15 protein-coding genes are annotated in these 14420 nt (G+C 73.1%); 4 read left to right on the forward strand and 11 right to left on the reverse strand.

Annotated elements, in window-relative coordinates:
- The 11 genes from GRC12_RS31945 to GRC12_RS31995 form a co-directional block, all read right to left on the reverse strand.
- Positions 1-340: enoyl-CoA hydratase-related protein (locus GRC12_RS31945; protein ID WP_208783024.1), on the reverse strand; the 340-nt coding region annotated here is incomplete at its 3' end.
- The gene (locus GRC12_RS31950) at positions 337-1104 is read right to left on the reverse strand and encodes an SDR family NAD(P)-dependent oxidoreductase (protein ID WP_208783025.1); all 768 of its coding nucleotides are present in this window, start codon (positions 1102-1104) and stop codon (positions 337-339) included. The genes GRC12_RS31950 and GRC12_RS31945, both read right to left, overlap by 4 nt.
- Positions 1101-1877 (reverse strand): SDR family oxidoreductase, encoded by a 777-nt coding sequence (locus GRC12_RS31955; protein ID WP_208783026.1) that lies wholly within the window; start codon positions 1875-1877, stop codon positions 1101-1103. The genes GRC12_RS31950 and GRC12_RS31955 overlap by 4 nt, the downstream gene beginning before the upstream one ends.
- On the reverse strand, positions 1874-3088 hold the full coding sequence (locus GRC12_RS31960) for an acyl-CoA dehydrogenase family protein (protein WP_208783027.1): 1215 nt from the start codon (positions 3086-3088) through the stop codon (positions 1874-1876). The genes GRC12_RS31955 and GRC12_RS31960 overlap by 4 nt, the downstream gene beginning before the upstream one ends.
- Before the next feature lie 12 nt (positions 3089-3100).
- Positions 3101-4072: a phosphotransferase family protein gene (locus tag GRC12_RS31965; protein WP_208783028.1), complete on the reverse strand. Its 972-nt coding sequence runs from the start codon at positions 4070-4072 to the stop codon at positions 3101-3103.
- Positions 4069-5280 (reverse strand): acyl-CoA dehydrogenase family protein, encoded by a 1212-nt coding sequence (locus GRC12_RS31970; protein ID WP_208783029.1) that lies wholly within the window; start codon positions 5278-5280, stop codon positions 4069-4071. Before GRC12_RS31970 ends, GRC12_RS31965 begins: the two co-directional genes overlap by 4 nt.
- A 10-nt stretch (positions 5281-5290) precedes the next feature.
- On the reverse strand, positions 5291-6439 hold the full coding sequence (locus tag GRC12_RS31975) for a thiolase family protein (RefSeq protein ID WP_208783030.1): 1149 nt from the start codon (positions 6437-6439) through the stop codon (positions 5291-5293).
- Complete coding sequence (locus GRC12_RS31980; protein ID WP_208783031.1) at positions 6436-6807, reverse strand: Zn-ribbon domain-containing OB-fold protein; 372 nt, start codon at positions 6805-6807, stop codon at positions 6436-6438. The genes GRC12_RS31975 and GRC12_RS31980 overlap by 4 nt, the downstream gene beginning before the upstream one ends.
- The gene (locus GRC12_RS31985; RefSeq protein ID WP_208783032.1) at positions 6792-7580 is read right to left on the reverse strand and encodes an enoyl-CoA hydratase/isomerase family protein; all 789 of its coding nucleotides are present in this window, start codon (positions 7578-7580) and stop codon (positions 6792-6794) included. Before GRC12_RS31985 ends, GRC12_RS31980 begins: the two co-directional genes overlap by 16 nt.
- A gap of 92 nt (positions 7581-7672) precedes the next feature.
- The gene (locus tag GRC12_RS31990) at positions 7673-8809 is read right to left on the reverse strand and encodes an acyl-CoA dehydrogenase family protein (protein WP_208783033.1); all 1137 of its coding nucleotides are present in this window, start codon (positions 8807-8809) and stop codon (positions 7673-7675) included.
- Between the two features lie 118 nt (positions 8810-8927).
- Entirely contained in the window at positions 8928-9722 is a 795-nt protein-coding gene (locus tag GRC12_RS31995; protein ID WP_208783034.1) for an SDR family NAD(P)-dependent oxidoreductase, read from the reverse strand.
- A gap of 63 nt (positions 9723-9785) precedes the next feature.
- On the opposite strand from GRC12_RS31995, the gene GRC12_RS32000 reads away from it, so the two are divergent.
- The 4 genes from GRC12_RS32000 to GRC12_RS32015 form a co-directional block, all read left to right on the forward strand.
- Positions 9786-10853: an NAD(P)-dependent alcohol dehydrogenase gene (locus GRC12_RS32000; protein WP_208783035.1), complete on the forward strand. Its 1068-nt coding sequence runs from the start codon at positions 9786-9788 to the stop codon at positions 10851-10853.
- Positions 10854-11015: 162 nt separating this feature from the next.
- A complete protein-coding gene (locus GRC12_RS32005) occupies positions 11016-12353 on the forward strand; it encodes an FAD-dependent oxidoreductase (RefSeq protein ID WP_308286682.1) in 1338 nt (445 codons plus the stop codon).
- Positions 12354-12517: 164 nt separating this feature from the next.
- A complete protein-coding gene (locus GRC12_RS32010; RefSeq protein ID WP_208783037.1) occupies positions 12518-13387 on the forward strand; it encodes a branched-chain amino acid ABC transporter permease in 870 nt (289 codons plus the stop codon).
- Positions 13388-13399: 12 nt separating this feature from the next.
- The coding region (locus tag GRC12_RS32015; RefSeq protein WP_244374083.1) for a branched-chain amino acid ABC transporter permease at positions 13400-14420 on the forward strand (1021 nt) is incomplete at its 3' end.

Raw genomic sequence — 14420 nt, forward strand, 5'->3', positions numbered from 1 at the left:
GGCCCAGCCCCGCCCCCGCGACGGCCCCCTGCGCGGCGACCACCAGCGGTGCGTCCAGGCCGGCGAGAAGGCGCAACGCCCCGTGGAGCGCGTCGGTAACCTCGGTGAGATGGTCCGCCAGACGGCCGCCCGACAGCGCGGCGAACTCCTTCAGGTCACCGCCGACGCAGAAGGACCGCCCCCGCCCGGTGAGCAGCACCGCCCGGGCCCGCGCCTTCTCGCACTCCCGCGCGGCGTCCAGCAGCGCCCGGGCCATCGCCAGGTCGATGGCGTTGCCCGCTCCCCGGCACATCTCGACCCGGGCCAGCCCGTCGTCGTCGACCTCGACCGTGACCCTCATCGCGCCGTCCACCCGCCGTCCACGGTGAGCACGTGCCCGGTGCAGTACGAGGACGCGTCCGAGGCCAGATAGAGCAGCGCCCCGTCCAGCTCCCCCCGCTCGCCGCCGCGTCCGAGCATGGTGCCGCGTTCGACCCAGCGCCGTGAGCGGTCGTCGGAGAACAGTTCGTCCGTCATCTCCGAGCGGAACCAGCCGGGTGCGAGCGCGTTGACCCGCACCCCCGACCTCCCCCACTGTCCCGCCAGTTCCCGGGTCAGCCCGACGAGCCCGGCCTTGGACGCCGCGTAGGCCGCGCCTCCCAGCGGCGCACCGGAGACCAGCCCCAGGACGGAGGAGACATTCACGACCGACCGGGTACGGCCGCCGTCCGGAACCGGCGCCTCGGCCAGGAGCCGTGCGAGGTGAAAGGGTGCCACCAGGTTCACGTCCAGCACCCCCGCGAAGTCCTCCGCGCTCTCGTCCTCCGCGCGTACGGCGCCGGGCGCGCCCGCGTTGTTGACCAGGACGTCGATCCGGCCGGTCTCGTCGAGCGCGGTCCCCATCAGCCGGACGCGGTCCTCCTCGCGCGAGACGTCGCAGACGACGGGGTGGACGCGCGGCTCGTCGGCGGCGAGTTCCTTGAGTTTGTGCGGTCGCCGGGCGGCGGCGAACACACTCGCGCCGGCCGACGCGAGGACCGTGGCGAACCGGGCCCCGAGCCCGGAGGAGGCCCCGGTGACCACGGCCGTGCGCCCCCGCAGCGAGAACAGCTCGGCGGGCGTCACGCGTCCACCCCGATCGGCAGCACGGTCGCCCCGCCGTCCAGGACCAGGGTCTGTCCCGTCATCCAGGCCGAGGCCTCGGACGCCAGGAAGACGGCGGCGTGCGCCACGTCCTCCACCGTCCCGAGCCTGCGCAGCGGCAGCCTCGCGGTCAGGATGGGCTCGCGCGGCTCCCACACGGCGCGGGCCAGCTCCGTCTTGACCAGTCCGGGCGCGATGGCGTTCACGCGCGCCATCGGCCCGAGTTCGTAGGCGAGTTGCCGGGTCATGTGCAGCATGGCGGCCTTGGTCGCGTTGTACCAGCCGATGTGCGGATCGACGATCAGCCCGCCGACGGAGGCGATGTTGACCACCGCTCCCCCGTGCTCGCTCATCCACGCCTGCCAGGCGTACCGGGTCCAGGCGAGCATGCCGTACTGGTTGACCCGTACGGTCTTCTCCGCGCGCGGCAGGTCGAGGCCGAGGAGGTCGCCCATGTAGGGGTTGGTGGCGGCGTTGTTGACCAGGACGTCGAGTCGGCCCAGGCGGGACATGGTCTGTTCGACGCAGGCCTCGGCGTCCTCGGGCTCGCCGACGTTGGCGACCACCTCGTGGACCTCGCCGTCCCCCTTGATCCGGAGCAGTTCCTCGCGTGCGGCGGCCAGCCCGTCCGCCTTGCGGGAGGCGATGACCACATGGGCGCCCGCCTCCCGGTACGCCTTGGCGATCCCGAGGCCGATGCCCCGGGAACCGCCGGTGACGACGGCGACCCGGCCGTCCAGTTGTCGTCCGTTCACGCCGACTCCTCCGGGTACTTGGCCAGTTCACGCCGTGCCACGGTCCGCAGATGCACCTCGTCCGGTCCGTCCGCGATCCGCAGCGCCCGGGTGATGGCGTACAGCCGGGCCAGGACGGTGTCGTCGCTGACCCCCGCGGCCCCGTGTGCCTGGACCGCGCGGTCGACCACCCGGTGCGCTACCTCCAGCGCGGCCACCTTGATCGCGGCGACTTCCGTCCGGGCGGCCGCGTTGCCCGAGGTGTCCATCAGCCAGGCCGACTTCAGGACCAGCAGCCGCAGTTGCTCGATCTCGATGCGGCTGCGGGCGATCCACTCCCGTACGACGCCCTGTTCGGCGAGCCTGCCGCCGAAGGCGGTGCGGGTCAGGGTCCGGCGGCACATCAACTCCAGTGCCCGCTCGGCGAATCCGACCGCCCGCATGGCGTAGTGCATCCGCCCCGGCCCCAACCGCCCCTGCGCCAGGGCGAATCCGTCGCCCTCACCGCCGAGGAGCGCCGAGACCGGCACGCGCACGTCCTCGAAGAGCACGTCTCCGTGGCCGCAGCGGTCGGTGTAGCCGAACATGGGGAGATCGCGCAGCACGGTGATGCCCGGGGTGTCGCGCGGGACGAGCAGCATGCTCTGCTGCCGGTACGTCGGCGCGTCCGGGTCGGTGACGCCCATGAGGATGATCAGCCGGCAGTCGGGATCGAGGATTCCGGAGGTGTACCACTTGTGCCCGTTGACGACGTACTCGTCGCCGTCCCGGGTGATCCGGGTGCGGATGTTGCGGGCGTCGGAGCTGGCCACCTCGGGCTCGGTCATGGCGAAGCACGACCGGATCTCGGCGGCGAGCAGCGGCCGCAGCCAGCGGTCCTGCTGCCGGGGTGTGCCGAAGAGGGCGAGCAGTTCCATGTTGCCGGTGTCGGGTGCGGAGCAGTTGAACACCTCGGGCCCGATCACCGAGCGTCCGGCGAGTTCGGCGAGCGGCGCGTACTCGAGGTTGGTGAGGCCAGCGCCCCAGTCTCCGTGCGCGAGGAAGAGGTTCCACAGCCCTTCTGCTCGGGCCTTCTCCTTCAACTCTCGCATGACAGGGGGAAGTTCATGCGGGTCGTCGGCCTCGGCGAGCTGCCGGTCGTGGACCGGCTCGGCGGGCAGGACGTACTCCTCCATGAACGCGGCCATGCGCGAACGGAGTTCGTCGGCCCTCGGGGAGAGTGCGAAATCCATGGTGGCGCTCCTTCAGGGCCGTCGGGCGAGGATGCCGTGGGCCGAGCGGATCATCGCCGCGATGGTCGGCGGCAGCCGCTCCTGGTCGGGGTCGAGGTGGGTGCCCTCACGGTGCCTGCGCAGGTTGTGGCCCATGATCGCGGCCATCTTGGTGCGGGCCAGGGCGCGGAACCAGTCGAAGGCGGGGGGTTCGGGGCGGCCGTCGAGGTAGGCGTGGAGCAGTTCCCGCTCGGTGGGCAGGCCGGGGACGGCGCGGCCCAGCAGGGGGAAGTTGCGGTGGTCGGCGAAGAGGAGGAACCAGGCGAGGTCGATGCGCGGATCGCCGAGTCCCCAGATCTCCCAGTCGACGACGGCGGTGGGCCGTTCGCCCCGGCACAGCACGTTGCCGAGGCGGAAGTCGCCGTGGGTGAGCGCCGGGGGGACCGTGTCCGGGAGGTGGGAGCCCAGCGCCTCCAGCACGTCCTCGGCCCCGGACCGGAGTTCGGCCGGCACCGCGCGCATGGTGCGGCTCCACCTGTCCAACTCCCCCGCCGGGTCGAGCGGTTCGGTGGCCTGCGGCGCCTTGGTGCCGTGGAGATCGCGCAGCACGTCGGCCAGGGCCAGCATCCGTGTCCGGCACAGTCGCGGATCGAGGCGGTGTTCGTCGAGGACCGGCTCGATCGCCTCGCCGTCCACGAACTCCATGGCGAACCAGGCCGGTTCGGTCTCGTCGGCGGCCACGATCTGCGGTACCGGGACGGATGATCCGGCGAGGGCGCGCAGGATCCTGGCCTGGCGCAGCACGTCGTTGCGGCCGACGGGGCGCCGACCGGGTGGCACCGCCTTGATGACGTACGACACGGGGCCCGCCGCGATGCGGTAGGTGAGCCCGGAGTGGCCGCCCGGCAGGGTGCGCAGGTCACCGAGAGGTGTGCCGGGGTGCCGTGGGGCCAGTCGGCCCCGGACCCGATCGGCGAGGTCGCTCACCTCGGTCGTGGTGCTCAACGCCCGGCTCCTTTCGGCTCCTTGGGCAGTCCGAGGACGCGTTCGGCGAGGATGTTGCGCTGGATCTCGTCGCTACCGCCGGCGATGCGGTAGCCGGGTGCGCCGAGCAGGTGCTCGGTCCAGGCGAACGTGCCCCACTCCCCCGTGTCGGCGGCCAGCCGCGGCCCGAGGAGTTGCTGGACGAGGTCGGTGGTGGCGCGCATGGTCGCGGTGGCGTGGAGCTTGCCGACCGAGGCCTCGGCACCGGGTGCGCGGCCGGACGCCAGCGCCGAGGTGACCCGCACGGCGATGAGCCGCTGGACCAGGGCGCGGACGAACAGGTCGGCCGCCTGCTGCCGTTCGCCGTCGGTCAGCGGCCGGGGCAGGTGCCGGGCGAGGTCGAGGGCGCGGTCGGCGTTGTCCAGGCCGAGTCCGCCGGAGTCGAGGCGTTCGGCGGCGAGCACGGTGAGGGCGACGCGCCAGCCCTCCCCGACGGGTCCGAGCCGGTCGGTGTCGGGGACGAGTACGTCGTCCAGGTAGACCTCGTTGAAGCTGGAGCCGCCGGTCATCTGCCGGATGGGCCGGACGGTCACGCCCGGCGCGTCCATCCGGACCAGGAAGACCGTGATGCCCGCGTGTTTGGGCACATCGGGGTCGGTCCTGCAGACGGCCACGCCCCAGGTGGCGACCCGGGCTCCGGAGGTCCAGATCTTGTGGCCGTTCAGCCTCCAGCCGTCCTCCTCCCGTACGGCCCGGGTGCGGACGGCGGCGAGGTCGGAGCCCGCCTCGGTCTCCGAGAAGAGCTGGCAGGCGAGTTCGTCGGTGCGCAGCAGGGGGCGCAGCAGGCGCCGTTTCTGCTCCTCGGTGCCCCAGATACGCAGGGCGGGGGCGACGAGCTGCTGGGTGACCGGGAAGATCTCGGTGCGCCGCGGTACGTCGAACGCCGACTCCTCGGCTCGGTACAACTGCTCGTAGTGTGAGGGGAGTTCGCGTCCTCCGTACCCAGCCGGCCAGGAGAGCGCGCCCCAGCCCTGGTCGTGACGGACGCGCTCCCAGGCCCGTGTCCGCTCGGTGTGGGCGCGTTCCTCGTCCTCGGTCCAGTTCTCGAAGACGGCCACCGAGTCCTCGCCTCGGCCCCACTCCAGGTGGGTGGCGCGCGCCGGCGCCACGGTCCTCAGCCAGCTGCGGGCCTGCGCCCGGAACTCGTCCGGGCCGGGTATGCCGTCCATGGTCCTCCTCTCAACGGGTCAGCACGGTGCAGGCGCTGACGCCGGGCGCCCCGTACACATGGGTGAAGCCGGTCCGCGGATCGCCGGGCACCTGTCGTTCGCCGGCCCGGCCGCGCAGCTGCTGCACGATCTCGTGGACCTGGCGCAGTCCGGAGGCGCCGATGGGCTCGCCGTTGGCGATGCATCCGCCGTCGGTGTTGACCGGCAGCGAGCCGCCGATCCCGGTCGCCCCGAACGGGATGAGGGACTCCTGTTCGCCGTGCTCGCAGAACCCGCACTCGGCCAGGTGCATCACCTCGGCGCCGCTCTCGGTGTCCTGCAGCTGGCACACGTCGATGTCCCGCGGCCCCAGCCCGGCCTGCTCGAAGGCGCTGCGGGCGGCGTCCGCGCTGACGCTCGTCGGGGTCCCGGGGGGTGCCCACGGGCTGAACACCTCGAAGGATCCGAACCGGCGGGTGCGCACGACCGCCGCACGCAGGGTGACGGCCTTCGCCCCGATCTCGCGGGCCACCGCCGGACCGCACAGGACCAGGGCGACCGCGCCCTGGCCGGGCGAGCAGAACATGTAGCGGGTCAGCGGGTCGTTGACCATCCCGGACGCCAGGATCTCGTCCGCGTCGAGCGGCTTGCGGCGCCAGGCGTGCGGGTTGAGCACGCCGTTCGCGTACGCCTTCTCGGCGACCAGTGCGAGGGTGCGGGCGCTGATGCCGTGGTCGTGCATGTACCGCTGGATCTTCATGGCGAAGAACTGGGTGGTCACCATCAGCCCGTCGCGGCCGTAGGCGTCGTCGAGCCCCCAGTCGGCGGGCCGCGGGTCGAAGGCGCCGCGGGGATGCTTGTCGAAGCCGACGGCGAGCGCCACGTCCGCCGCGCCGGAGCGGATGGCGTGGGCGGCCGAGACGAGGGCGCTGCCGCCGGTCGCGCAGCCGTTGCGCACATTGGTGAACGGCACTCCGGTCAGGCCGAGTTCGGCGACCAGGGTGTCGGCGTTGCCGGCGGCGTCGCTGCCGCCGTACGCGGCCCGCACCCGGGACCACGGCAGTCCGGCGTCGGCGAGGGCCGCCCGCACGGCCTCTACGGCCAGGTGCCGGCCGCTCGCCTCCGTACGGGCGAAGGAGGTGATCCCGGCGCCGCAGACCAGCACGTCCTCGCCGCTCATACGGCGGCTCCCGTTGCCCTGGGCACCCCGTCGCCGGCTGTCAGCGTCACCGGCATGCCGATCTCCGCGTCCTCGGGACGGATGTCGAGCCTGGCCAACACCCGCACGCCTTCCGGCAGCTCGACGTATCCGACGGTGAACGGCGCGAAGCCGGCGGCGGGTGGGACATAGGGCGGCGACTTGGGCGCGTAGCGCTGCACGGTCCAGGTCCACAGGGTGCCGGTGGCGGACAGCACGACCGGCTCTGCCGGTCCCCCGCAGCGCGGACACGCCGGGTCGGCGGGGTAGACGGCCACCGCGCAGTCGGCGCACCGGGAGCCGCGCAGCCTGCCCCCGGTCCCCGGCACTTCGCTCAGCGGCCCTTCCACTGCGGCTCCCGCTTCTCCAGGAACGCCGACACACCCTCCGCGGCGTCCTCGGAGTTGAGCATCACGCCGACCGCGAGGTGCTCCATGACCATCAGCGACTGGATGTCCGCGTCGAGGCTGCGGTCGATGGTCATCTTGGTGATCCACATGGTGAACGGGCTCTTGTCGACGAGCTGGTCGGCGAACTCCTCGACGGTGGCGTCGAGTTTGTCGGCGGGCGCGGAGGCGTTGATGAGGTCGAAGTCGGCCGCCTCGACGCCGGTGAGCAGCTTGCCGGTGAGCATGAGCTCCTTGGTCTTGCGGACGCCGATCATGCGCGGCACCCGGTAGATCGGGCCGGCGCCGCCGAACAGCGCGCGCCGGATGTGAAAGTCGCCGATCAGGGCGTCGTCCGCGGCGATCGCGAAGTCGCAGGAGATCATGAGCTCGAAGCCGCCCGCGGTGACGTGGCCCTCCAGGACGGCGATCGACGGTGTCCTCATCGAGTACAGCCGGTCGCAGACCTTCGCCGACAGCACCGCGACGTCGATGGCGTTGGAGCGGCCGACGAAGTCGGCCTTGAGGCTGTCCAGGTCGAACCCGGAGCAGAAGGTGTTGCCGCGTCCGCGCAGGATCAGCACGCGCAGCTCCGGGTCGGCGTCGACCTCGGTGATGATCTCGTCCAGCCGCTCGAGAATCGGCACGGTCACGCAGTTCTTCTTGTGCGGTCGGTTCAGCCAGACCCGCGCCACATGCCCGTCCCGCTCGAACTGGATCTCGTCCTCGATTGCCATGAGTTCCTCCAAACTGAACTGAATTGAGTTCGATTCTGTGGGCAGTGGATGTCCCTGTCAATGGACCGGCCGCTGCCGGTCGGCCCGAGAAGTCAGCCGGTGCGGCCGGTGAGCCCCAGCAGCCCGGCCAGGCGCAGACGATGGTCGTCGCCGGTGCCGAACAGCGCCTCGTCGGCCCGGGCCCGGCGCAGATAGAGGTGGGCCGGGTGCTCCCAGGTGAAGCCGATGCCGCCGTGCAGCTGCACGTACTCCGCGGTGGCCAGACGGTAGGCCGCGGTGCAGGCCACCGCGGCCGCGCTCGCGGCCACCGGCAGCTGGTCCGTCCGCCGCCCGGCCAGACAGGCGGCGGCGTACGCCGCCGCCGACCGCGCGCCCTCGACCTCGACGAGCAGGTCGGCCAGCCGGTGCTTGACCGCCTGGAACGACCCGATGGGGCGCCCGAACTGGGTCCTGCGCACCACATGCGCGAGTACGGCGTCCAGGGCGTGCGCACTCCCGCCGACGTGCTCGGCGGCCAGCGCCGCCCGTGCCGCGTCGAGCACCCCGGCGACCGTGTCCGGCGCCCGTCCGGGCTCGCCGACCGGTTCGGCCGGTGCTCCCCGGAAGCGGACGCGCGCCTGCCGGCGGGTCGGGTCGAGGACGCGACGAGCCGTGCGCTCGCAGGTCGCGGGGTCGGGTGCGCAGGCGAACAACCGCTCGCCGTCCGGCGCCCGGGCCGCGACCAGCAGCAGATCGGCGCCCGCTCCGTCGGGCACGAAATCGGCCTCGCCGCGCAGCACCCAGCCGCCGGCGCCCTGTTCGGCCGTCACTCCGCCCGGATGCGGGAATCCGGCGACCGAGGCGGTGAGCATGCCATCGGCGATGCCCGGCAGCCAGCGCTCGCAGGCCTGCCGGTCACCGCTGTCCAGCAGGGCGTGCCCGGCGAGGACGACGGTGCTCAGCAGCGGCGCCGGGCACAGCACACGCCCGGTCTCCTCCATCGCCACGGCGAGTTCGGCGAACGTGCCGCCGGCGCCGCCGTACTCCTCGGGGACGGCGAGCCCATGGACGCCGATCTCGTCCGCGAGCCGGTGCCACAGGACCTCGTCGTGGCCGCGCGGGCTGTCGGCCTGCTTGCGGACCTCCTCGGGTCCGCAGGTCTGCGCGAGGAAGTCCCGCAGGACGGAGCGCAGTTGGCGCTGCTCCTCGGTCTCCCGCAGCAGCGCGGGGTCGGCGTCGAGCCGGAACATGCGTACCTCCCTCGGCCGCGCCCGCCCGAGGGGGCGCGGGGATGTGACATCGTGCGGCTGCGCGGGACGGGCGCCACCGCCCGCCGGGATCGGGCGGTCGCCCACGACGCTTCGGTGCTCACACCGTGAACCGTCCGCCGTTGGCGAGCAGCACCGCGCCGACGAGGTTCGCCGCCTCCTCGCTCGCCAGGAACAGGGCGACGTCGGCGATCTCCTCCGGTGTGGCGTACGGCCGTACCCGACCGTCCGCGAAGCCCTCCCGCAGTGCGGCGGGCGTTCGCGCCGCCATGCCGGTCTCGGTCGGACCGGGTGCCACCGTGTTGACGCGGACGCCGAACGCGATCGCCTCCTTGGCGACAGACTGGCTCAGTGCGTGGGCCCCGGCCTTCGAGGCCGCATAGTGCGGATAGCCGACCAGGGTGTCGAAGGCCGAGGAGGAGCCGACGGTGACGACGGCCCCGGACCGGCGCGGTGCCATGACCCGCACGGCCGCGCGCAGCACATGGAAGGTTCCGTCGAGGTTGACGCGCATGACGCGGCGCCAGGCCTCGTCGCCGAGCCGCGCGGTCACCTCCGGCGGCCGGTCCGCGCGCAGCGCCTCGGCGATCCACTCCTTGGCAGTGGGATCGTCGACACCGGCCGCGTGCACGGCGACGTGGAGCCGCCCGTGCCGCCGTACGGCCTCCTCGAACGCCGCGTCGACCTGGGCCGGTTCGGCCACGTCGACAGTCAGGGGGTGCGCCCGCGGCAGTTCCTCGGCGACGGTCGCGGCCGCCTGCCCGTCGATGTCCGCCACGAGAACCCGGGCACCCTGTGCGGTGAGTCGCCGGGCGGCCGCCGCGCCGATGCCGGATCCCGCGCCGGTGACGAGCGCGACCCGCCCGCCGAAGCGCCCCGCGTGCTCACCCTCCACGTACGGTCACCACCTCACGCCCCCGGCTACTGAACTGACTTCATTTTTGTTAATGTGCCGAGTATGTCAACAGGCAGGACGAGAGCGGTCCGGCTGACCCGCTGGGGCGGTCCACCGGAACTCACCGAGGTGCCCCGGCCGAGCCTGACGGGCGAAGAGGTCCTCGTCGAGGTGGAGGCGGCGGGCGTGTGCCGTTCGGACCTCCATGTCATCGACGCGCCGCCGGGCGCCCTCGCGTACCGGCTCCCGTTCACCCTCGGGCATGAGACCGCGGGTCGTGTGGTCGAGCGCGGCCCGCTCGCCACGGGCCCGGCGATCGGCGCGCGTGTGGTCGTGTACGGCCCCTGGGGCTGCGGGAGTTGCGCGCGCTGCGCGGCGGGAGCCGAGAACTACTGCGACCGGCGCCCGGCGCTGGACGCGGACCGCGTGGGGACCGGGGCGGGCCTCGGGCGGGACGGCGGGATGGCCGACCTGCTGCTCGTGCCGTCCGGCCGGCTGCTGGTGCCGGTGGGCGACCTGCCGGCCGTGCAGGCGGCGCCCCTGTCGGACGCCGGGCTCACGGCCTGTCACGCCGTGGCAGCGGTCCGGGGCGCGCTGGACGAGGACGCCTGCGTGATCGTCATCGGCGTCGGCGGCCTGGGGCACCTGGCCGTTCAGCTGCTGCGGGCCACGACGACCGCGCGGGTGCTGGCCGTCGACGTACGCGAGGAGGCGCTCGCCCTGGCCGAGGAGTGCGGCGCGCACTTCGCCACCCTCGTGCGGCCCGACACCGCGGCTGTCCTGCGGAACCGGACGGGCGGCGCGGGTGCGGCGGCCGTGCTCGACTTCGTCGGCGGCACGTCCAGCCTGGAGCTGGCGGTGGAGGTGTTGCGGCCGGGCGGGGAGCTGGCGGTGGTGGGCAGCGGCGGCGGGGAACTGACGGTCCGCAAACCGGGCGCACTGCCTCCGGGGACGCGGATCTCGCTGCCGTTCTGGGGAACCCTGCCCGAACTGCGGACGGTGGTCTCCTTGGCCCGCGAGGGCGTCCTGCGGGTGGGCGTCGAGCGGTTCCCGCTGTCGGAGGCTCCGCGGGCCCTCGCGAGGCTCCGCTCCGGCGATGTGCGGGGGCGCGCGGTCCTGGTTCCCGACTGACGTGCCGGTCGCCGACCCGTCCGGCGAGCCTCCGACGCGGCCGGAACCCGTACCGTCCCACCTCCCGCCATCCACCCTCTCGACTCCAGAAGTGAGTTCAATTAGCGTCTTGTCCCACTCGGCGACACGAAGGCGGTGGGACCCGCTATGGATGCGGAGACAGTGGATCTTCTGGTGATAGGCGGCGGCATGGCCGGTCTCTCGGCCGCCACGAGGGTGGCCGCCGAGGGCGGCACGGTGGTCGTGGTGGAGAAGGCGGAACGCACCGGCGGCTCCGCACGCTTCGCCGGTTTCGTCTGGACGACCCCGACGGTCGAGGAGATGCGCCGGGTCAACCCGGACGGCGACCCCGGGCTGGCCACCGCCCTGGTGGACGGGTTCGCCGACGGGGTGGCCTGGATCCGGTCACTCGGCGTGGAGTGCCGGCCGCCGGTGCCCGTGCTCGGCTTCGGCCGGGGGCACCAGGTCGACACCAACCACTACCTCGACACGTGCGAACGGCTGATCCGCGACCGTGGCCAAGAGGTGCTGACCGACACCTGGACCCGCGCCCTCGTGACGGACGACGGCGCGGTCAAGGGCGCGGAGTGCGTCCTGCCGGACGGATCGGTGCGCCGGATCGAGGCCGCCTGGACCCTCCTCGCGACGGGCGGCTTCCAGGGCGATCCGGGCCTGCGCGCCGAGCACGTCCACCCGCGGGCCGCCCACATCGGGCTGCGGGCCAACCCGCACAGCCGGGGCGACGGCCTCGCGCTCGGCCGTTCGGCCGGCGCCGCGTTCGGGAAGAAGGACGCGGGCTTCTACGGCCACCTGATGCCGGCGGGCGTCTCCCTGGCCGACCCCGCGCGCTTCGTCGACCTGGCGCTGTACTACAGCGAGCACGCCCTGCTGTTCGACACGACCGGGGAGCGCTTCGTCGACGAGACGGTCGGGGACCATCTGACCGCGATGGCGCTGCTGGAGCGGCCGGAGGCCCGCGGCCTGCTGGTCGCCGACGCGCGCGTGCACCGGGAGTGGATCAGCGCCTCCTACGTCGAGGGCATCCCCGGCGTGGACAAGTTCCAGCTGTGCCACCGCGCCGGCGCCCGCAGCGCGGTGGCCGACAGCCTGGAGGACTTCGCGTCGATGCCCGAGGAGTGGGGCTATCCCGGCGCCACGATCCGCGACCGCGTGGAGGAGTTCAACGCGGCCGTGCGCGCGAACGCCACGACCGCACCCGGCCGGCTGCTGGACCGGCGGCCGCTCGACGAACCGCCCTTCTACGTCGTGGAGGCGGCCCCCGCGATCACGTTCACCTTCGGCGGGCTGCTGATCGACACGGAGGCACGCGTACGGTCCGCGGGCGGGGCCGGTCCGGTGCCCGGGCTGCTGGCGGCGGGTGCCGACGCCGGCGGCCTGTACCGGCGCGCCTACGCGGGCGGCCTCGCCCCCGCCCTGGTCTTCGGCCTGGCGGCGGCACGGACCGCCCTCGCCGGGGCTCCGACGACCGCCGCCCGCTGAGCCCGGTCGGGCCGCGGCGCACAAATCCCGTGCACGAGGCTTGCCCGCCCGGCACCGGAGTGCCTAGCTTACTGAATTGAGTTCACTTTAACTTCGCGTGTCCGTGAGGTGATCATGCCGCTTGCATGCGTGGCGCGAACGCGCCCTTCCTCGGGGGAGGGACTATGAGTCAGTTCCTGCTTGTCCTGGTCAGCGGTCTGGCCAGCGGAGCCGTCTACGGCCTCATGGGCCTGGGGCTGGTCATCATCTACCGGGCCACGGACGTCGTGAACTTCGCGATGGCGTCGCTCGCGACACTGGGCCTGTACGTGGCGGTCTCGCTCCACGACCACGGTGTGGCCACGGTGCTCGGCATCCTCGCCGCCGTCGCCATCACCGTCGCGGCCGGCCTGCTCGTCCGGGAGACGGTGATCCGGCCCCTGGGGCAGGGCCAGTTGTTCTCCGCGCTCGTCGTCACGATGGGCGTGTCCCTGATCGCCGAGAGCACCGCCGGATCGATCTGGGGCGACCAGCCCAAGTCCTTCCCCAGCCTGGTGGACGGGACGGTGCGCTGGTCGGGGGCCGCCCTGCCGGTGCAGAGTCTGCTCACGATCGGCGTCGCCGCCGTGGCGATGACCCTGGTGGGCTATCTGTTCGCCCGCACCACGCTCGGCTCGGCCATGCGCGCCGTCGCCGAGTCCGCCGACACCGCGCGCGTGGTCGGACTGAGCGCCCAGCGGCTGGCACGGATCTCCTGGGCGCTCGGCCTGGGACTGGCCGCGCTCGCCGCCTGCCTGTACGCGCCGCGCTCAGGTCTGGTGCCCACCGCACTGGTCGCCCCGCTGTTCCGGGCCTTCGCCGGGATCTTCCTGGGCGGTCTGACCAGCATGTACGGGGCGGTCCTGGGCGGGCTGACCATCGGCGTCCTGGACAACCTGGCGGCCAACTACGTCTCCGCCAGCTTCCGGGACACGTTCGTGTTCACGTTCACCGTGCTGGTCCTGCTGATCCGTCCGCAGGGCATGTTCGGCACCCGCACCTTCCAACGGGTCTGAGGGGTCGCATCCATGGTCTTCAACCGTTCCCTCCTGGCCAGGGCCGCCCTGGGTCCGGCTGCCGGCGCGGTGCTGATGGTGTTCATGGCCTCCGGCGCGATCCCCGCGTACCAGATGTACTCCGTCGGGCTCGCGGCCGTGTACACCGTCGTCGTGCTCTCGGTCGGCCTGCTCGCCGGCTGGTCCGGCATCTGGTCGGTGGGCCACCCCGCGTTCTTCGCCGTCGGCGCGTACTTCGCGGCGTACGGCAGCGCCCACGACTGGCCCCTGGAGGCGGTGGTGCTCGGTGCCGTCGCCACCGGCGCCGTCCTGGGCGCCTTCCTCGGGTACGCGGGCGCCCGCTTCTCGGTGCTCTACATCGCCCTGCTGACCCTCGCCTTCACCATGGTGACCCTCGAACTGGTCAACCGCTGGAGCAGCGTGACCGGCGGCGACCAGGGAGTGCCGGTCGTCCAGCTGCGCAGCGCGCTCGGCCTCGGCACGATCCTGGGCGGCAGCACCGAGGCCCAGTACCTCGCGGTCGGGGCGGCCGCCGTGGTGCTCGCGCTGGCGGTGCCGGCCGCGGCCTCGGGAGTGCGGATGCGGCTCGTTGCCGCCAAGTCGCACCCCCTGGCCGCCCGCACGATCGGCATCGCCCCGGAGGCGCAGTCGTCGCTGTCCTTCGCCGTGAGCGCGGCCTGCACCTGCCTGGCGGGCGTGCTGCTCGGGCTGCTCACCGGCTTCGTCAGCCCCGATCCCTTCTCCCTGTCCTTCGGCATCTCGCTGATCGCGGCGTGCGTGCTCGGCGGGGTCGGCACCATCGTCGGCGCCGTGGCCGGAGGTGTCTATCTCACGTGGAACCCCTCGCTGTCCTCCGCCGTGGGGCTGCCCCAGCCGGTCGTGCAGGGACTCGTCCTGATCTGCGTGCTCCTCTTCCTGCCCGGCGGCGTCGTGCCGTTCCTCGGCAAACCCGCGCGCAGTCTCGCGCGGCGCCTGCTGCGCCGACCGGACACCCGACTCCCCCAGCCCGCCGAGGAGTCGCCCCACCCCGCAC

This window comes from Streptomyces griseorubiginosus (assembly GCF_017614965.1).
Lineage (GTDB): Bacteria > Actinomycetota > Actinomycetes > Streptomycetales > Streptomycetaceae > Streptomyces > Streptomyces griseorubiginosus_B.